At 60.7% G+C, this 18,378-nt stretch carries 21 protein-coding genes; 16 read left to right on the top strand and 5 right to left on the bottom strand.

Annotated features, from left to right (window positions below; genetic code table 11):
- The first annotated feature begins 209 nt into the window (after positions 1 to 209).
- Positions 210 to 611, top strand: a complete 402-nt coding sequence (locus E2K80_RS09440) for a MerR family transcriptional regulator (RefSeq protein ID WP_135374784.1) — start codon at positions 210 to 212, stop codon at positions 609 to 611.
- On the top strand, positions 574 to 975 hold the full coding sequence (locus E2K80_RS09435) for a carboxymuconolactone decarboxylase family protein (protein ID WP_135374783.1): 402 nt from the start codon (positions 574 to 576) through the stop codon (positions 973 to 975). Before E2K80_RS09440 ends, E2K80_RS09435 begins: the two co-directional genes overlap by 38 nt.
- 144 nt (positions 976 to 1,119) lie before the next feature.
- Here E2K80_RS09435 and E2K80_RS09430 read toward each other — a convergent pair whose 3' ends face one another.
- Positions 1,120 to 2,412 carry an O-acetylhomoserine aminocarboxypropyltransferase/cysteine synthase family protein gene (locus E2K80_RS09430; protein WP_135374782.1) on the bottom strand — a complete coding sequence of 431 codons (1,293 nt, stop codon included), beginning with the start codon at positions 2,410 to 2,412 and terminating at the stop codon, positions 1,120 to 1,122.
- Positions 2,413 to 2,765: 353 nt separating this feature from the next.
- On the opposite strand from E2K80_RS09430, the gene E2K80_RS09425 reads away from it, so the two are divergent.
- From E2K80_RS09425 to E2K80_RS09415, 3 genes are read left to right on the top strand one after another with little or no spacing between them, the layout of a single operon-like run.
- Complete coding sequence (locus E2K80_RS09425) at positions 2,766 to 3,143, top strand: NADH:ubiquinone oxidoreductase subunit NDUFA12 (RefSeq protein WP_135374781.1); 378 nt, start codon at positions 2,766 to 2,768, stop codon at positions 3,141 to 3,143.
- Positions 3,144 to 3,188: 45 nt separating this feature from the next.
- Complete coding sequence (gene mlaD / locus E2K80_RS09420) at positions 3,189 to 3,644, top strand: outer membrane lipid asymmetry maintenance protein MlaD (protein WP_135374780.1); 456 nt, start codon at positions 3,189 to 3,191, stop codon at positions 3,642 to 3,644.
- On the top strand, positions 3,641 to 4,105 hold the full coding sequence (locus E2K80_RS09415) for a DUF2155 domain-containing protein (RefSeq protein ID WP_135374779.1): 465 nt from the start codon (positions 3,641 to 3,643) through the stop codon (positions 4,103 to 4,105). Before mlaD ends, E2K80_RS09415 begins: the two co-directional genes overlap by 4 nt.
- Here the strand turns inward: E2K80_RS09415 and aat are convergent.
- Entirely contained in the window at positions 4,069 to 4,734 is a 666-nt protein-coding gene (gene aat, locus E2K80_RS09410; protein WP_135374778.1) for a leucyl/phenylalanyl-tRNA--protein transferase, read from the bottom strand. The two genes, E2K80_RS09415 and aat, sit on opposite strands and share 37 nt — an antisense overlap.
- Before the next feature lie 141 nt (positions 4,735 to 4,875).
- Here aat and E2K80_RS09405 point away from each other — a divergent pair, with 141 nt between their 5' ends.
- Both E2K80_RS09405 and E2K80_RS09400 read left to right on the top strand, forming a co-directional pair.
- A complete protein-coding gene (locus tag E2K80_RS09405) occupies positions 4,876 to 5,349 on the top strand; it encodes a MarR family winged helix-turn-helix transcriptional regulator (RefSeq protein ID WP_135374777.1) in 474 nt (157 codons plus the stop codon).
- Position 5,350: 1 nt separating this feature from the next.
- Entirely contained in the window at positions 5,351 to 6,067 is a 717-nt protein-coding gene (locus tag E2K80_RS09400; RefSeq protein WP_168193151.1) for a deiodinase-like protein, read from the top strand.
- 196 nt (positions 6,068 to 6,263) lie between these two features.
- On the opposite strand, the gene accC is transcribed toward E2K80_RS09400, so the two are convergent.
- Together accC and accB are read right to left on the bottom strand one after the other, a co-directional pair.
- Entirely contained in the window at positions 6,264 to 7,613 is a 1,350-nt protein-coding gene (accC, locus tag E2K80_RS09395; protein ID WP_135374775.1) for an acetyl-CoA carboxylase biotin carboxylase subunit, read from the bottom strand.
- Between the two features lie 12 nt (positions 7,614 to 7,625).
- Positions 7,626 to 8,120: an acetyl-CoA carboxylase biotin carboxyl carrier protein gene (accB, locus tag E2K80_RS09390; RefSeq protein WP_135374774.1), complete on the bottom strand. Its 495-nt coding sequence runs from the start codon at positions 8,118 to 8,120 to the stop codon at positions 7,626 to 7,628.
- 317 nt (positions 8,121 to 8,437) lie between these two features.
- On the opposite strand from accB, the gene E2K80_RS09385 reads away from it, so the two are divergent.
- Genes E2K80_RS09385 through preA form a run of 3 tightly spaced genes read left to right on the top strand, consistent with a single transcriptional unit; the run spans position 8,438 to position 11,456 of the window.
- Positions 8,438 to 9,772, top strand: a complete 1,335-nt coding sequence (locus tag E2K80_RS09385; RefSeq protein WP_135374773.1) for an NAD(P)-dependent oxidoreductase — start codon at positions 8,438 to 8,440, stop codon at positions 9,770 to 9,772.
- Positions 9,769 to 10,137: a hypothetical protein gene (locus E2K80_RS09380; RefSeq protein ID WP_135374772.1), complete on the top strand. Its 369-nt coding sequence runs from the start codon at positions 9,769 to 9,771 to the stop codon at positions 10,135 to 10,137. Before E2K80_RS09385 ends, E2K80_RS09380 begins: the two co-directional genes overlap by 4 nt.
- Positions 10,138 to 10,154: 17 nt before the next feature.
- Positions 10,155 to 11,456 carry an NAD-dependent dihydropyrimidine dehydrogenase subunit PreA gene (gene preA, locus E2K80_RS09375; RefSeq protein WP_135374771.1) on the top strand — a complete coding sequence of 434 codons (1,302 nt, stop codon included), beginning with the start codon at positions 10,155 to 10,157 and terminating at the stop codon, positions 11,454 to 11,456.
- Positions 11,457 to 11,795: 339 nt separating this feature from the next.
- Here the strand turns inward: preA and E2K80_RS09370 are convergent, their stop codons facing one another.
- Positions 11,796 to 12,410, bottom strand: a complete 615-nt coding sequence (locus E2K80_RS09370; RefSeq protein WP_135374770.1) for a TetR family transcriptional regulator C-terminal domain-containing protein — start codon at positions 12,408 to 12,410, stop codon at positions 11,796 to 11,798.
- A 232-nt stretch (positions 12,411 to 12,642) separates the two neighbouring features.
- Here E2K80_RS09370 and E2K80_RS09365 point away from each other — a divergent pair, with 232 nt between their 5' ends.
- From E2K80_RS09365 to E2K80_RS09340, 6 genes are read left to right on the top strand one after another with little or no spacing between them, the layout of a single operon-like run.
- The gene (locus tag E2K80_RS09365; protein WP_210405475.1) at positions 12,643 to 13,968 is read left to right on the top strand and encodes an aspartate aminotransferase family protein; all 1,326 of its coding nucleotides are present in this window, start codon (positions 12,643 to 12,645) and stop codon (positions 13,966 to 13,968) included.
- A gap of 40 nt (positions 13,969 to 14,008) precedes the next feature.
- Entirely contained in the window at positions 14,009 to 15,259 is a 1,251-nt protein-coding gene (locus tag E2K80_RS09360) for a Zn-dependent hydrolase (protein ID WP_135376549.1), read from the top strand.
- A gap of 5 nt (positions 15,260 to 15,264) precedes the next feature.
- Positions 15,265 to 15,516 (top strand): hypothetical protein, encoded by a 252-nt coding sequence (locus E2K80_RS09355; RefSeq protein WP_135374769.1) that lies wholly within the window; start codon positions 15,265 to 15,267, stop codon positions 15,514 to 15,516.
- A 33-nt stretch (positions 15,517 to 15,549) separates the two neighbouring features.
- Positions 15,550 to 17,013 carry a dihydropyrimidinase gene (gene hydA, locus E2K80_RS09350; protein ID WP_135374768.1) on the top strand — a complete coding sequence of 488 codons (1,464 nt, stop codon included), beginning with the start codon at positions 15,550 to 15,552 and terminating at the stop codon, positions 17,011 to 17,013.
- A 2-nt stretch (positions 17,014 to 17,015) separates the two neighbouring features.
- Positions 17,016 to 17,834, top strand: a complete 819-nt coding sequence (locus tag E2K80_RS09345) for an ABC transporter ATP-binding protein (RefSeq protein ID WP_238475711.1) — start codon at positions 17,016 to 17,018, stop codon at positions 17,832 to 17,834.
- Positions 17,827 to 18,270, top strand: coding sequence for a GNAT family N-acetyltransferase (locus E2K80_RS09340; protein WP_135374766.1), 444 nt, complete (start codon positions 17,827 to 17,829; stop codon positions 18,268 to 18,270). Before E2K80_RS09345 ends, E2K80_RS09340 begins: the two co-directional genes overlap by 8 nt.
- The last annotated feature ends 108 nt before the right edge of the window (positions 18,271 to 18,378 follow it).

Genomic DNA, 18,378 nt, shown 5'->3' with positions numbered 1-18,378 from the left:
TCTCTTGAGACATTCGCCGCGATCTGCGCGAACCGCAGATTCACCTCTTTTCCGGAACTTGGTTCACTGTCATGACCTGACAGTCAAAACCGTTTGACGGTCTACACAAAGAGCCGATTTTCAGGTTTTGCATTTTCGGATTTCATGGCTTGACTTAGAGCATGCTCTAACCTGTAGGCAGTCAAGCGTTGGGACAAGGAGACCAGGTTTTGAAGATCGGTGAACTGGCAAACAGATCGGGTTTATCGGCCCATACAATCCGTTATTACGAGCGGATCGGTTTGCTGCCTTACGCCTTTCGGGACCCGTCAGGCCAACGCGATTACAGCGAAGATATCTTTGATTGGATTGAGTTTCTCAATCGACTCAAAACAACAGGGATGTCCGTGCGCGACATGCGGCGTTACGCGGATTTGCGAGAAGGCGGCATTGCGACGGAGACGGCGCGGCGTGACCTGCTGATCGAACACCGTCAGACCGTGCGCGCCCGTGTCGCTGAACTGCAAAACAGTCTTCTTGTCCTCGACGCAAAAATTGCCGGCTATGCCGACACAGCGAAGAAGGACACAGATCATGACAGTACAAAATGCGCTTCAGGAAACGAGATTTGAAAGAGGCTCCCGCGCGCTTGCCAGGATTGACGGGGCCGGTGGCGAGACTGTCGTCAATGCGTTGGCGGATATCGCACCGGATTTTGCCAGATATCTTGTCGAATTCCCCTTTGGGGATATCTATAGCCGCCCGGAACTTGGGCTGCGCGACCGCGAAATCGCGACCATTGCCGCCCTTGCAGCGATGGGCAATGCGGCCCCGCAGTTGAAAATCCATATTGAGGCGGGCCTGAATGTCGGGCTCAGCCGTGTGGAAATTGTCGAAGTGATGATGCAGATGGCGGTATATGCAGGGTTTCCCGCAGCGTTGAACGGTTTGTTCGCGGCGAAAGAGGTGTTTGCTGAACACGAGATTGCCGGATGAGAACCCGCGCCGCCTTGCCCTGTGTGGCTGCGGCAGGGCTGTTTTCAGGCATCCCGGCACCAGAGGGGGCCGTCCCGCGCCCACGCCTGTCCATTCAAGCGCGGGGCCGCCTTGTGCGGCGACCCCGCTTTACGGTGTCGGCGGTTACCCCGCCGCTTTCGTCAGGGCCTGATCCAGATCGGCGATCAGGTCATTGGCATCCTCGATTCCGATCGACACCCGCACCACATTGGGGGCCGCGCCTGCGGCTTCCTGCTGTTCTGCGGTCAGTTGCCGATGGGTGGTGGAGGCCGAATGGATGATCAGGGAACGCGTGTCGCCAAGATTGGCCACATGGGAGAATATCTCAAGGCTATCGACCAGCTTTATGCAGGCCTCATACCCGCCCTTGACGGCAAAGGTGAACAACGCGCCTGCCCCCTTGGGGCAGACCGTGGCCACCCGCGCGTAATAGGGGGAGCTTTCCAGACCCGCATAGGTGACGAAATCAACCCTGGGGTCCGCCTCCAGCCATTTTGCAACCTTCACGGCGTTTTCCACATGGCGCTCCATCCGCAGCGACAGCGTTTCCACGCCCATCAGCGTGTAATGGGCGGCCTGCGGGTTCATCGTCATGCCAAGGTCGCGCAATCCGATGGCAATCCCATGGAAGGTGAAAGCGAGTGCGCCAAAGGTCTCGTGGAATTTCAGCCCGTGATAGGCAGGTTCCGGCGCGCTGAGCGACGGGAATTTGTCAGAAGCTGACCAGTCGAACGTGCCGCTGTCGATGACGCAGCCACCGGTGACCGTGCCGTTGCCGGTAAGGTATTTCGTGGTGGAATGCACCACCAGTGTCGCGCCATGTTCGATCGGGCGGCACAGATAGGGCGTGGCCGAGGTGTTATCCACAATCAGCGGAATGCCAGCGGCATCGGCCATATCGGCAATCGCCCGCAGGTCGGTGATATAGCCGCCCGGATTGGCGATGCTTTCGCAGAACACCGCGCGGGTATCGGCGTCAATGGCGGCTTTGACCGCGTCCAGATCGTCGAAATCGACAAATGTCGCGGACCAGCCGAAGCGTTTGATCGTCTGACCGAACTGGGTGACTGTCCCGCCATAAAGCCGGGTCGAGACCACGACATTGCTGCCCGGTGTCATCAGCGGGAACAGCGCCATGATCTGTGCTGCGTGGCCCGAAGAACAGCATACCGCGCCAACCCCGCCTTCCAGTGTTGCCAGGCGTTCCTGCAACACCGCAACTGTCGGGTTGGTGAGGCGCGAATAGATAAACCCCACCTCCTGCAGGTTGAACAGCGCCGCGGCGTGATCGGCATCGCGGAACACATACCCGGTGGTCTGATAGATCGGTGTCTGCCGCGCGCCTGTGGCCGGGTCGGGGCGGGCGCCTGCGTGAATTTGCAGCGTGTCAAAGCCGTAGCTGGGGGTGTCTGTCATCTCTTCGGTCTCCCTGCGGGTGCGTTTGCAACAGCTTTAGGGCAAGGGAGACAGGGCGACAATGTTGGCATGCGCAGAAAGAACAGAGTCCCGTATCAGACGCCCGTTTCAGGAACGCGGGTTCGGGGCAGGGCCGCAAGGACGGGACAGCGGATTATCCGGGCTCTGTCATTTCAGACCTTGGCCGGTCTGCCCGGGTATATCTGATTGTCGGCCTGTCGTCTGAGGCATGAGATGGGGCTTGGTGGTTGGCATTTGCCCGCCCGCGACCTTCTCCCCTGCCTTTGCCCTAGACCTTGGGCCCTGGTTGCGGCATTACCGGGCAAAGAGGTTCATGCCCCATCGGAGGCCCTATGTTCAGTTTTCTCAATCGCCTTGTGACCTGGTGGAACGGTCAGACCATCGGCACGCAGTTGATGACCTGGCGCAAGGGCACCAAAGTTGGCGAGGATGATGCCGGTAACACCTATTATCAGGCCGAAGACGGGAAACGCCGCTGGGTGATCTTCAACGGCGAGGCCGAGGCAAGCCGGGTCTCACCCGACTGGCATGGCTGGCTGCATCACACCTGGGACGAGCCGCCGACCGACCGGCCGGTGATGCACAAACCCTGGGAAAAGCCCCATCTTCCGAATTTGACGGGCACAGCGCAGGCCTATGCGCCCGCAGGCTCGATCCGCCGTACCGCGCCGGAAGAGCGTCGCGATTACGAGGCCTGGACCCCTGAATAAACAGCGCCCGCAACAGGCGGCGACGGGTAGAAAGAGGTCGGAACCATGTCCGAGAACACAACCACAGAGATCGTTCTGGGCGGTGTCGTTCTGTCCGCAGCTGTCGGATTTCTGCTTTATATCGCCCAGGCCACAGGGGTGGAGCGGGATACAGGCAGTTATGAGCTGATCGCCTCGTTCCGGTCGGTTGAAGGCGTGGGCGTGGGCACGGATGTGCGGATGGCCGGTGTGCGGATCGGTGCGATCACCGATCTGGCCCTGAACCGGACAAGTTTTCGCGCCGATACAACCTTCAGCGTCATCAATGACATCGAGATCCCCGATGACAGTGCGATTTCGATTGCGTCCGAAGGGCTGCTTGGCGGCTCCTATATTGAGATCGTGCCGGGCGGCTCGCCCTTTGCATTGGACCCCGGCGGAGAGATCACCAATACCCAAAGCGCGGTCAGCCTGATTACCCTGCTTCTGCGCTTTGTCAGCGGCGATGGCGAGGATACATGAGGGCCGTTGCTCTGGCTGCCCTGCTGGCTTTGCCCCCCGCCCTGTTTCCGGCCCTGACCGGGGCGCAAGAGGCAACAGATGGGGTGTTCGTGCAGGAAACAGGCGATGGCACCCGCCTGGAACAGCGCCCCAACACAAGGGCGACCACCTCGATCAATGCGCCGCCGGTTGCCGCTGCCGAGGGGGCCGTTCTGCGGGCGCTTGACAAGACTCTGGGCCAGCCCACGGATATCGAGATGTCAGACGGGCAGACGGTGGTTTTCGGGCGCATCGCGATCCGGATGTTTGAATGCCGCTATCCGATTGACAATCCATCGTCTGATGCTTTCGCCCATATCCAGATCCTTGATCTGGAGGGGACGGAACTGTTCAACGGGTGGATGGTGGCCTCCAGCCCGGCGCTGGTGGCGTTGGAACACCCCCGTTACGATGTCTGGGTTCTGAGGTGCAGAACCTCCTGAACGCTGACAGGTTCTGGCTGCGCACCAAACGCGGCCTCCCAGTCAAGGGCCCGTTCCAGATATCTGTGATAGGTCGCCCGGGGGATCTCAACAGCGCCCATGCGGATCAGGTGGTCGGTCACGAATTGCGTATCGAACAGCTGAAACCCGCCATAACGCAACCGACAGACCAGATAGGCCAGCGCGATCTTTGAGGCATCCGGGCGGTGCGAAAACATGCTTTCGCCGAAAAACGCCGCCCCAAGTGTGACGCCATAGACGCCACCCACAAGGGTCTCACAGTCCCAGACTTCCAGGGAATGGGCGAACCCTGCGGCGTGAAGCTGCTGATAAAGGTCGAATATCTCGGCATTGATCCAGGTTTCTTCCCGGTCGGCGCAGCCCTGCACGGTCGCCTCGAAATCCGTATCCACGCGAATATCGAATGGTTCGGCCCTGATCCGCCGGGCCAGTGAGCGCGACATGTGGAACCCGTCAAGCGGCAGGATACCCCGGCGCTGCGGATCGACCCAGAAAAGATCGGGGTCATCGCGCCCCTCTGACATCGGAAAAATCCCTGCCGCATAGGCGCGCAGCAGAAGATCAGCCGTCAGGGGCGGGCGTTTCTCGGGGCGCAGATCATGCGGCATGGGGGCATGATACGCAGGTTGCGCGGAAAAATCCCATGGGTTTTTTGGGCGGGTCGCGGCCTGGGCCGGGATCAGAGGGGTAATGCCATCTGCGCCTCGATATTTACGTGTGTAATACAATATTTGTGATATACAGGTTATATGTTCGACTACGAATCCATTTCCCTGCATTGGGTCAACCGGCTTGGCTTTCTGGTGCGTAAAGAGCTTGGGCAGCGGTTTCGCGACCATGGCTATGATGTCACCCCGGAAGAATGGGCGGTTTTGCTGATCCTGTGGAAACACGGGGCCCAGACCCCGGGCCGGATCGCCGATGTCACCTTTCGCGACCGGACAACCGTGACGCGGCTGGTTGATGGCATGGTCAAAAAGCACTTGGTTGAACGGGATGCGGACCCGAAAGACCGGCGCAAATCTCTGATCGGGGCAAGCGCGTTTGGCCAGAGCCTGCAAAGCGCGCTTGTGCCAATTGCGGCTGATCTTATCCACAAGGCAATGGCCGGGATCAGTCAGGCGGATGCGCTGACGACGCTACGTTGCCTCAGACAGATGACCGAGACCCTTTTGCCCGGTCAACATGCGCCACTCCCTCACCCCCCGGATCAGGAGATGTGATATGTCCGACTATAATTACGATGCCTTTTCTTCCAGGGATTACGATTTCGACATCTCGACCGGGCCGATGCCCGGGGAAAAGGCCCCTGATTTTCCGGTATCCACAAGCAGCGGAGAGGAAAGGCACCTGCTGGATTTCGACGGGGATTTCCTTGTTCTGGAAACCGGCAGCATCACCTGCCCGCTGTTTCAAAGCCGGCGCAGGATGATGGGCGCCCTTGAGGCCGAATTTCCGGGTATCAGCAATGCCGTGCTTTATGTGCGGGAGGCCCATCCCGGTGCGGCGATCCCAAGCCATGACAGTTTCGAGGACAAACGTGCCTGTGCAAACCGGTTGCGCGAGGAGGATGGAGAGGCCCGCCTTGTGCTGGTCGACGGGATCGAGGGCGCGGCCCATAACGCCTATGGCGGCATGCCCAATGCGGTTTTCATCATCAACAGGAACGGCTGCGTCCTGTTCCGGTCGGACTGGAACAACCCGTCCGCCACAAGACAGGCGCTTGCCACGCTGATCGCGGGCGGATCCGTGCGCGCCCGAAGCTATTTCCGCCCGGCGGTTCCAACAACGGTTCTGCGGACATTGGGGCGTGCAGGCAAAGGGGCCTGGCCGGATTTCCTGCGCGGCCTTCCGGTTCTGATCTGGTGCAATCTGATCAAGCGGAATATCCGCCTGGCCTTCAACCGCCCCCCGGCACTGACGCGCGACACGACCTGTTGAGGCATCCGCCTGGAATTCTGCACCAAATATACATTGCGCAGAGGGCCGCGCCCGTACCGAGGGGCAGGAAGCGAAGCGCCCGTCCCGTAGGGGCGGTTCGGGCGCTGCCCGGCGGTGCCGCCGGGCGAAAGGGCGTGGTTCAGAATGTCAGTCCGAATCTATAAGCTGCTATAGGCAAAACGCATAAAACGCCTGGTCAGCTGTTCAGATTGGTTTCCAGCCAGGTTTCCAGCCAATGGATGTTGTAAGCGCCGGTTTGCACCGCCTCTTCCTCCATCAGTGCGGTGAAAAGCGGCAGGGTGGTGTCGACACCATCGACAATCAATTCACCCAACGCGCGTTTCAGGCGGGACAGGGCCTGCGGACGGTCCTGACCATGGACAATCAGCTTGGCGATCAGGCTGTCGTAATATGGCGGGATCGAATAGCCGTCATACAGCGCTGAATCCATCCGCACACCCAGCCCGCCGGGTGCATGATACTGGGTGATCTTGCCGGGGCAGGGGGAGAAATTCGGCAGTTTCTCGGCATTGATACGCACCTCGATGGCGTGGCCGTTGACCTGCAAATCCTGTTGCGTGAACGACATGTCCTCGCCAGCGGCCACACGGATCTGCTCGCGCACCAGATCGACGCCAAAGATTGCCTCTGTCACCGGGTGTTCAACCTGAAGGCGGGTGTTCATCTCGATGAAATAGAAATCGCCGTTTTCATAAAGAAATTCGATCGTACCCGCGCCCTCATAGCCGATCTCGGCCACGGCCTTGGCACAGGTGGCCCCGATCTCGGCCCGGGTCTCGGCGCTGATCGCGGGGCCGGGGGCCTCTTCCAGCACCTTCTGATGGCGCCGCTGCAGGGAACAGTCGCGTTCCCCCAGATGCACCGCCTGACCACGCCCGTCGCCAAACACCTGCACCTCGATATGGCGCGGCGTGCCCAGATATTTCTCCAGATAGACCTCATCATTGCCGAAGGCCGATTTCGCCTCGGCCCGCGCGGTGCGAAAGGCGGTTTCCAGATCCTCGGCGGTTTTGGCCAGTTTCATGCCGCGCCCGCCGCCGCCCGCCGTGGCTTTCACGATCAGCGGAAACCCGGTGTCCTGGGCTACCGCGCGTGCAGCTTCCATATCCGGGACGCCACCGTCAGAGCCGGGCACGCAAGGCACGCCCAGGGCTTTCATCGTGTCCTTGGCGGTGATCTTGTCCCCCATCATGCGGATATGGGCGGCCGAGGGGCCGATGAATTTCAGCCCGTGATCCTCGACAATCTGCACGAATTGCGCGTTCTCGGACAGAAAACCGTAACCCGGGTGGATCGCCTCGGCCCCGGTGATCTCGCAGGCCGAGATGATCGCGGGCACGGACAGATAACTCTGTGTGCCGGGGGCCGGGCCGATGCAGACGGCCTCGTCCGCCATACGCACATGCATCGCGTCGCTGTCGGCGGTGGAATGCACGGCCACCGTGCCCACACCCATTTCGCGCGCGGCGCGGATGACACGCAATGCGATCTCGCCGCGATTGGCGATGAGGATTTTGGAGAACATGTGCCTGCCGCCCTATTCGATGATCATCAGGGGCGCGCCAAATTCCACCGGGGCACCATCTTCGACCAGAATACGTTTGACCGTGCCGGATTTGGGGCTGGGGATCTGGTTCATGGTTTTCATCGCCTCGATGATCATCAGGGTCTGCCCCTCGGTCACTTTGTCACCAAGACTGACGAAAGAGGCGGTGCCGGGTTCGGGTTGCAGATAGGCGGTGCCAACCATGGGCGAGGTCAGCGCATTGGGATCCTGCGCGGGATCGGCGGTTGCCGCAGGCGCCGCAGCCTCGACCGGTGCGGCGGTGGCAGGGGCCGCAGCAGCAGGGGCAACGGCAACCGGGGCAGCGGCGTGCTGCACCACCTGCATCTGGCGCGAAACACGGACATTCAGGCTGTCATCCGCGGCATAGTCGCGTTTGACCTGCAATTCGGTCAGGTCATTTTCCCTGAGCAGTTCGGCCAGCGCCTTGATAAAGGCCACATCCCCGTCATGCGTTTTATTTGCCATGGTGTTCTGTCCTCGCCGCGTTTTCTGGCTGTTATCTGAGTTGGGCCTTCGTGTCCCCGTGCCTGATGTCTGACCATATACTGCACAAGCAGAGGGGATAAAAGCGGGTGAAGAGGGGAAAAGCAGCCAAAGTGTTGCCAGAGACAGGTTTCACCAGATGCCCGATTTTCCGGCAGTATCGCGGATTTTGGCGGCAACCGGGGGGTGTGAGGCCGCATTCCGCCCAAAATCTAATAATTTACCATTTGATAAAATTTTTGACCTGTGCAAACTTTCAGCAGATATAAGCCATTCGATCAGGGAGGGATGAGAATCCCATGACGAACAGCCCGTTCACCCCAGGCATCGCGCCCGGACGTTTGCAGCCCGGTGCCTATGACGCGAATTTCGACGATTTGCATGCGCCGCTTGACGGGCATGAAGCACAGGTCGCCGCCGATCGCTGTTATTTCTGCCATGACGCGCCCTGCATCACCGCCTGCCCCACGGATATTGATATTCCGCTGTTCATCCGGCAGATCGCAACCGGCACCCCGGAAGCGGCGGCGCGAACGATTTTCGAACAGAATATTCTGGGCGGCATGTGCGCCCGGGTCTGCCCGACGGAAACGCTGTGCGAAGAGGCCTGCGTGCGCGAGGCCGCCGAGGGCAAGCCGGTTCTGATCGGACAGTTGCAGCGGTTTGCCACCGATACGGTAATGGCCTCCGGGGCAGAGCATCCGTTCACCCGCGCCGCGCCGACGGGCAAGACCGTGGCGGTTGTGGGGGCGGGGCCCGCAGGTCTGGCCTGTGCGCATCGGTTGGCGATGCATGGCCATGATGTGGTGATCCATGATGCCCGGCCCAAGGGCGGCGGTCTGAATGAATACGGCATTGCGGCCTATAAGACGGTGAATGCCTTTGCCCAGGCCGAAATCGACTGGCTGATGGAAATCGGCGGGATCACCCTGGAAACCGGCAAGGCGCTGGGTGCGGATGTCACGCTGGACAGTCTGACCAAAGGGTTTGACGCGGTGTTTCTGGGCATGGGGCTGGCGGGTGTGAATGCGCTCAGGGCCGAGGGTGAGGATAAGGATGGCGTGCTGGATGCGGTCGGGTTCATTTCCGATCTGCGTCAGGCCAGCGATCTGGCGGGGCTGCCCATCGGCCGGAATGTGGTGGTGATCGGCGGCGGGATGACCGCGGTTGATGCCGCCGTGCAATCCAGATTGCTGGGCGCAGAGATGGTCACGATCCTCTACCGCCGGGGGCCGGACGCGATGCCGGCCAGCCAGTATGAGCAGGATCTGGCGGCCTCCAAAGGGGTTCGGATCGTGTTCAATGCGATGCCGGTGGCGGTTTTGGGCAACGGGTCGGTGACCGGGGTGCGGGCGGAATATACGCGCGCCGAGGGCAAAAGCCTGGTGGGCACGGGGGAAACCTTCGATATCCCCGCCGATCAGGTGCTGAAAGCCATCGGCCAGACGCTGGAAGGCACGCCTGATGGGTTGCAAATCGAAGGCGGCAAGATCGCTGTCACCGGCCCGGGTCAAACCGGCGTGGCCGGTATCTGGGCCGGGGGCGATTGTGCCAGCGGTGGCGAAGACCTGACCGTGACCGCCGTGGCCGAGGGTCGCGATGCCGCCGAGGATATTCACAAGGCGTTGTCATGAAATGGGCCTTGGCGCTTTTTCTTCTGCCACTGTCTGTCTGGGTCTTCCCGGTCTGGGCGCTGTCTGATGAGGCGTCGATCCTTGGCAACTGGTGCACGCTTGAGGGCCGGGGCGAGACGATCTTCTACATCGAAGCGGATGCGCTTGGCGTCCATGAGCACACGATGTGTGACTGGCATGAGCCGCCCGGCGGCCCCGCGCTGACCACGCTGATCGACTGTCGCAATATCCATTTCGAGGGCGACCGGGTGATCGAGACACCCCGCCAAACCTATACCTTCATTGCCGCCTTGCAAAGTGACGACACCCTTCTGGTGCAAGTGGAAAATGAGCCGCAAGCTCGCTACCACCGCTGCGATTATTGACGAAAGGAGCCTGAACCATGGCCGATCTTTCCACCAACTTCCTCGGCATCAAATCACCCAACCCGTTCTGGCTGGCCTCGGCCCCGCCGACGGATAAGGAATATAACGTGGTGCGCGCCTTCAAGGCGGGCTGGGGCGGGGTGGTCTGGAAGACGCTTGGCGAAGACCCCCATGTGGTGAATGTGAACGGCCCCAGATATGGCGCGATCTATGGCGCTGACCGGCGGCTTCTGGGGCTGAACAATATCGAGCTGATCACGGACCGCCCGATGGAGGTGAACCTGCGCGAGATCAAGGCGGTGAAACGCGCCTGGCCGGACCGCGCGATGATCGTGTCGCTGATGGTGCCCTGCGAGGAAGGCGCGTGGAAGAAGATCTTGCCGCTGGTGGAAGATACCGGCGCCGATGGGATTGAGCTGAATTTCGGCTGCCCCCACGGGATGAGCGAACGCGGCATGGGCGCGGCCGTGGGCCAGGTGCCGGAATATATCGAGATGGTGGCGCGCTGGTGCAAGGCCAACACGCGGATGCCGGTGATCGTGAAGCTGACACCCAATATCACCGATATCCGCTATCCGGCACGGGCCGCGAAGGCGGGCGGTGCCGATGCGGTCAGCCTGATCAACACGATCTCGTCGATCACCTCGGTCAATCTGGACACGATGAGCCCGGAACCCTCGATTGACGGCAAGGGCTCCCATGGGGGCTATTGCGGCCCGGCGGTGAAGCCGATTGCTCTCAACATGCTGGCCGAGATTGCGCGCGACCCGGAGACCTACGGCCTGCCCATTTCCGGGATCGGCGGGATCACCACCTGGCGGGACGCGGCAGAGTTTCTGTCGCTTGGGGCCGGAACGGTGCAGGTTTGCACGGCGGCAATGACCTATGGGTTCAAGGTTGTCGAAGAGATGGCATCGGGTTTGAGCCAGTGGATGGATGAAAAGGGCTATAGCTCGATTGATCAGGTGGTTGGCCGGGCGGTGCCGAATGTGACGGACTGGCAATATCTGAACCTGAACTATGTGGCCAAGGCCAGGATCAGCCAGGAGGATTGCATCAAATGCGGGCGCTGCTATGCGGCTTGCGAGGATACCTCGCATCAGGCGATCTCGATGTCGGAGGACCGGGTGTTCGAGGTGATTGATGAGGAATGCGTGGCCTGCAATCTTTGCGTGAATGTCTGCCCGGTGGAGGATTGCATCACAATGGAAGCGCTGGACCCGGGCCAGATGGATGCCCGCACCGGGAAAGTGGTGGACCCCGATTACGCCAACTGGACCACACATCCCAACAACCCGGGTGCCTGCGCGGCGGAATAAAGGGTCTTGCGGATGCATTGAAACAGTCTGCGGCGGAATTTGCGTTCGAAATCAGCAAATAAAGCACCAGACTGAAATCCTGCACCATCCTGCACCATGCTCCCGCCCGGCGGCCCCGCCGGGCAGCGCCCGAACCGCCCCCACGGGGCGGGCGCTTCTCGCCCTCCCCTCGGTTCGGGCGATGCCCTCCGCGCAAACTATATGTGATGCAGAATTTCTGCCCAGTGCTTTATTTGCTGATTGAGAGGTGGAAAATTCTGTTTCAATGTTAACGAAAACGCTACAGGGGCGTGGAAAACAAGGGTTTTCCACAAGGAATTCCCGGGAATTCCGGCGCCGTCATGCCGGGGCCAGAAGCCTGGTGAACAAGACCCGAAGAAACGCTTCCGCCTCGGCAAACGGGTCGCGCCCCGGGCCCAGAACCGCGTGTATCTGCACGTCGAAATCCGCGTAATGCTGGGTCAGCGCCCAGATCGAGAAGATCAGGTGATGAGGGTCCACATCCGCGATCTGGCCTGATTTGGCCCAGCCGCGAATGATCACCACTTTCTCATCGACCAGGGCTTTCAGATCGGTGGCCAGCACCTCTTGCATACGCGGCGCACCCTGCACGATCTCATTTGCAAACAAGCGGCTTTCGAGCGGGAAATCCCGGCTCATCTGCAGTTTACGGCGCACATAGCCCAGCAATTCCTCAACCGGGTCGCCCTCAGGCTTCATCTCGCGCAGCGGGTCCAGCCAGGTATCCATCAACTGGCTCAACAGCGTCACATGTATCGCCTCTTTCGAGGGGAAATAATATAGAAGATTGGGCTTTGACAGCCCTGCCTCCCGCGCGATCTGATCCAGCGTTGCGCCGCGAAACCCGTGTTGTGAGAACACCTGCAGGGCGGCGTTCAGGATGGTTTTTGTGTTTTTGCGCTGAATACGGGTGCGCGGCGGCTGAATGTTCATGGGGTTTACTGTGCCACTCCTTGCGGCACTGGGGCAAGCGCCAAGCAGGGAATGCCCAATCTGGCGGCATGATCGCCCGTTTGCCCATCATTTGCCTTGCGATTGGGCGTTTTCCGGCGTTCAATTTCTTGACTGATCATCTGCCTCTGCTAGCGTGATCTTGACCAGATGGTCAAAACAACCCTCCAAGCCGCCCGGTGACAGACCGGTGCTGCCAGATAAGGTGATCCAAATGGCGCTGGACCGCTCCACCCCGAATGACCTTTCCGCATTCTGGATGCCCTTCACCTCGAACCGGCAATTCAAGCAGACCCCGCGCATGTTCGTTTCTGCCGATGGGATGTTCTATAAAACCGCCGACGGGCGCGAGGTGCTGGATGGCACGGCGGGCCTGTGGTGCTGCAATGCGGGCCATAAACGGCCCAGAATTGTCGAGGCGATCCAGGCCCAGGCGGCAGAGCTTGATTATGCGCCCGCGTTCCAGATGGGGCACCCGAAAGCCTTCGAGTTGGCCAGCAAGCTGCGCGACATGGCGCCGGAACCGTTTGAACATGTGTTCTTCACCAATTCCGGGTCGGAAAGCGTGGAAACCGCGCTGAAGATCGCCATCGCCTATCAGCGCGCCATCGGGCAGGGCACACGGACCCGGCTGATCGGGCGCGAACGGGGCTATCACGGGGTGAATTTCGGCGGCATCTCGGTGGGCGGCATCGTCAATAACCGCAAATATTTCGGGTCGCTTTTGACCGGGGTCGATCATCTGCCGCATACGCATCTGCCCGATCAGAACGCCTTTACCCGTGGCCAGCCGGACCATGGCGCCCATCTGGCAGAAGAGCTTGAGCGGATCGTGGCCCTGCATGGGCCCGAAACCGTGGCTGCCGTGATCGTGGAACCGATGGCGGGGTCCACCGGTGTGCTGATGCCGCCCAAGGGCTATCTGGAACGGCTGCGCGAGATCTGCACCGCCCATGGCATCCTGCTGATCTTCGATGAGGTGATCACCGGGTTCGGGCGTCTTGGCGCCTCTTTCGGGGCGGAATATTTCGGCGTCATGCCTGACCTGATCACCTGCGCCAAGGGGCTGACCAACGGGGTGATCCCTATGGGCGCGGTGCTGGCCACGAAAGAGATCCATGACGCGTTCATGACCGGGCCGGACCATATGATCGAACTGTTCCATGGCTATACCTATTCGGGCAATCCGATGGCCGCCGCCGCCGGTCTGGCGACGCTGGAAACCTATCGTGAAGAGGCATTGTTTGATCGTGCCGCCGATCTGGCGGGCTATTGGGAAGACGGGCTGCATTCGCTGCGCGATTGCCCCCATGTGATCGACATCCGCAATGCGGGGCTGATCGGCGCGGTGGAGCTGGAGCCGATCGCGGGGGAGCCTACGAAACGCGCCTTCCAGGCTTTCCTTGACTGCTATGAGAAGGGCGCCCTGATCCGCACCACGGGCGATATCATCGCGATGAGCCCGCCGCTGATTGTCGAGAAAGCCCATATTGATCAGCTGTTCGGAACCCTGCGCGATGTGCTGATTAATCTGGATTAAGCCCGCCGATCAACAGGCAGAAAACCTTGGGGGAATGATAATGCCGGCACCCGGCGAAAATATGAAGATCAATGGGGAGCGCCTGTGGGACTCGCTGATGGAAATGGCCCAAATCGGCCCCGGCGTGGCAGGTGGCAACAACCGCCAGACCCTGACCGATGAGGATGCGGAGGGCCGCACCCTGTTTCAGGGCTGGTGCGAGGCGGCGGGCTGCTCCATGGGGCTGGACCAGATGGGCAATATGTTCGCCCGGCGGGAAGGCACCGACCCGGATGCCCTGCCGGTCTATGTCGGCTCCCATCTCGATACCCAGCCCACGGGCGGCAAATATGACGGGGTTCTTGGCGTGTTGAGCGGGTTGGAGATTATCCGCTCCCTCAATGATCTGGGGATCCGGACCAGACACCCGATCGTGGTGACCAACTGGACCAATGAGGAAGGCACGCGCTACGCCCCGGCGATGCTGGCCTCGGGCGTGTTTGCCGGGGTCCATACCCAGGATTGGGCCTATGACCGCGCGGATGCGGAAGGCAAGAGCTTCGGGGCAGAACTGGAGCGGATCGGCTGGAAGGGTGAGGAAGAGGTGGGCGCGCGCAAGATGCATGCCTTTTTTGAGTTGCATATCGAACAGGGTCCGATTCTGGAGGCTGAAGGCAAGGATATCGGCGTTGTGACCCATGGTCAGGGCCTTAGCTGGACACAGGTGACCATCACCGGCAAGGACAGCCATACAGGCTCGACCCCCATGCCGATGCGTCGGAATGCGGGGCTTGGCATGGCCCGCGTGCTGGAGCTTGTGGATGAAATTGCCCTGTCCCACGCCCCCGATGCGGTGGGCGCTGCGGGGCATATCGACATCTATCCGAACTCGCGCAATGTGATCCCGGGCAAGGCGGTCTTCACTGTCGATTTCCGGTCCCCGGATCTGGCGGTGATCGAGGATATGGAGGCACGGCTGCAAACGGGCGCATCGGAAATCTGCAAGGATATGGGCCTTGAGGTGGCGTTTGAGAAAGTGGGCGGGTTTGATCCGGTACAGTTTGACGAAACCTGCGTGACCGCTGTGCGTGACGCGGCCCTGCGTCTGGGCTATTCCCATCGTGATCTGATCTCGGGCGCGGGCCATGATGCCTGCTGGATCAACAAGGTGGCGCCGACCGCGATGGTCATGTGCCCCTGCGTTGACGGGCTCAGCCATAACGAGGCAGAAGAGATCAGCCCGGATTGGGCCGCGGCGGGGGCCAATGTACTGTTCCATGCCGTTGTCGAAACAGCTCAGATCGTGGAGTGAAGATATTGAAGAAATTTATCGTTTTGGGTGGGGTTCTGGTCCTGGCCGCCTGCGAACCGGCCCCGCCTTCCGACCCCAACGCGCCCTCGGTGGAATTTTCCGAGGAAACCCTGGCCCTGCTGCCGCGCGGGCAGGATCTGACCAATGTCGTTCTGCAGGACGACAATTGCTATTGGTTCCTGCATCGCGGCCCGGTGGAAGACACCTATATCCCGCTGCTGACCACCGAGGGGCGCGGGATCTGCACCCAGGCCTGAGAGAGACCGACCTGAAACGGGGAGAAAGATGACATGAGCAAGGTGATCAAGGGCGGCACGGTGGTGACCGCAGATCGTCAGCAGAAGGCCGATGTGCTGATCGAGGGGGAGACCATCGCCGAGATCGGCGAAAACCTGTCCGGCGATGAGGTGATCGACGCCGAGGGCGCCTATGTCATCCCCGGGGGGATCGACCCCCATACCCATCTGGAAATGCCGTTCATGGGCACCACGGCGGCGGAAACCTTTGAATCCGGCACCTTTGCCGCGGCGGCGGGCGGCACCACGATGCTGGTTGATTTCTGCCTGCCGGGTGAGGATGGCAGCCTGCTGAACGCGCTGGATGACTGGGACCGGAAGTCGAAAGACCAGATCTGCACCGATATCTCATACCATATGGCGATCACCGGATGGAATGAGACCATTTTCAACGAGATGGAGGCCGTCGTTAAAGAGCGGGGCGTGAACACGTTCAAGCATTTCATGGCCTATAAGGGCGCGCTGATGGTGGAGGATGACGAAATGTACGCCTCCTTCAAGCGCTGTGCCGAATTGGGGGCGCTGCCGCTGGTCCATGCGGAAAACGGCGATATCGTGCAGGAGTTGCAGAACAAATACATGGCCGAGGGGGTGACCGGCCCTGAAGGCCATGCCTATTCCCGCCCGCCCGAGGTGGAGGGGGAAGCCGCGAACCGCGCAATCATGATTGCCGATGCAGCGGGAACGCCGCTTTATATCGTGCATGTGTCCTGCGAACAGGCCCATGAAGCGATCCGCCGGGCGCGGCAGAAAGGCATGCGTGTGTTTGGCGAACCGCTGATCCAGCATCTGACGCTGGATGAAACGGAATATTTCAACAAGGACTGGCAATATGCCGCCCGCCGGGTGATGTCGCCGCCATTCCGCTCGAAAGACCATCAAAACAGCCTGTGGGCCGGTTTGTCCGCAGGCTCATTGCAGGTTGTGGCCACGGATCATGCAGCCTTCACCGATGAACAGAAACGCATGGGGCTGGACAATTTCACCACCATCCCCAACGGCACCGGCGGGCTTGAGGAACGGATGGCGATGCTGTGGACAAAGGGGGTTGAGACCGGGCGGCTGACGCCTGAGGAATTTGTCGCCGTGACCTCGTCGAATATCGCCAAAATCCTGAATATCTACCCGATGAAAGGCGCGATTGTGCCGGGGGCGGATGCGGATGTGGTGGTCTGGGATCCGACGATCTCCAAGACGGTGCATGTCAACACGCAGAAATCCATCATTGATTACAACGTGTTCGAGGGGATGGAGGTGACGGCGCAGCCGCGCTACACCCTGTCGCGGGGCGATGTGATCTGGGCCTATGGGCAGAACAGCCAGCCGCAACCGGGGCGCGGGAAATTCGTGCGGCGCACGCCATATGCCAGCGCCTCGACCGCGCTGAGCCGCTGGAAGGCCCTGACCACGCCGCGCAAGATCGAGCGCGATCCGATGAACATTCCGAGCGGGGTGTGAGGGTGGGGGCAGACGCGTATCACCTGTCAGACCCCGAGGCCCGTACCTCTGTGATTGAGGCCCGAAATCTTGATCTGACCTTCCAGACCAATGACGGCCCTGTGCAGGCGCTGAAAGACGTGAACCTGACGATCAACAAAGGCGAGTTTGTCAGTTTCATCGGGCCGTCCGGCTGCGGGAAAACCACGTTTCTCAGGGTGGTCGCGGCGCTGGAACATCCCACCGGAGGGGAGATCACCGTCAACGGGTTGAGCCCCGATGAAGCGCGGCAGAACCGGGCCTATGGCTATGTGTTTCAGGCCGCCGGTCTCTACCCCTGGCGGACAATTGAAAAGAATATCAAACTGCCTTTGGAGATCATGGGCTTCAGCGCGGCGGAGCAGGCCGAGCGTGTGAAGACTGTTCTGCAACTGGTTGATCTGGAAGGGTTCGGCAAGAAATTCCCCTGGCAGCTTTCGGGCGGCATGCAGCAACGGGCCAGCATTGCGCGGGCCTTGGCTTTTGATGCCGATCTGCTGCTGATGGATGAACCCTTCGGCGCGCTGGACGAGATTGTGCGCGACCATCTGAATGAACAATTGCTGGCGCTTTGGGCGCGGACCGAAAAGACCATCGGCTTTGTGACCCATTCGATCCCCGAGGCGGTGTATCTGTCCACCAAGATCGTGGTGATGTCGCCCCGCCCCGGGCGGATCACCGATGTGATCGACAGCACCCTGCCGAAAGAACGCCCGCTGGATATCCGCGATACGCCGGAATTTCTGGCGATTGCCCATCGGGTGCGCGAAGGGCTCAGGGCCGGGCATGCCTATGATGACTGACACACTCCCGATCCGGCGCGCCGGTCTGGCGGATATCCCGGCCTGCGCCGCAGTGGCCAATTGGTGGATTGACGATACCGAGTGGTTGCCCCGGGATCATCCTGCGGATGTGGTGGAAGACATGATCCGCGAGGCCCTTCCGATCCGGGAAATATGGGTCGCGGGTGACCCGATCGAGGCGTATTTGTCTTTCGATCCGGTGGGGTTCCGTGTGGGTGCTCTGTTCTGCCGTCATGGCGGCCGCGGGGTCGGCAAGGCGCTGATGGATCGGGTGAAACAGGGGCAGAAATACCTTTGGCTCACAACCCATGAGCCAAATCTGCGGGCGCAGAAATTCTATATTCGCGAAGGGTTTACCGAGGTGGAGCGGTTCATGCCGGAGCCGCCGGAAACCGTGCGCGAGGTGAAGATGGAGTGGCGGGCCGATGAGGTGTGACACACGGGCATATGGCAGGGCATTGCCTGTACGCGCCCGCGCCATTTGCGGGGGGCAGTTGTGACCGATGCGGCGCAATCCAGCCCGGCCATGGCCGATAAAGGCGCG

The organism is Rhodophyticola sp. CCM32 (genome assembly GCF_004751985.1).
In the GTDB taxonomy this organism is placed as follows: Bacteria; Pseudomonadota; Alphaproteobacteria; order Rhodobacterales; family Rhodobacteraceae; genus Rhodophyticola.
Note: the sequence above shows the minus strand (reverse complement) of the source record. Positions and strands in the feature narration are given on the sequence as shown.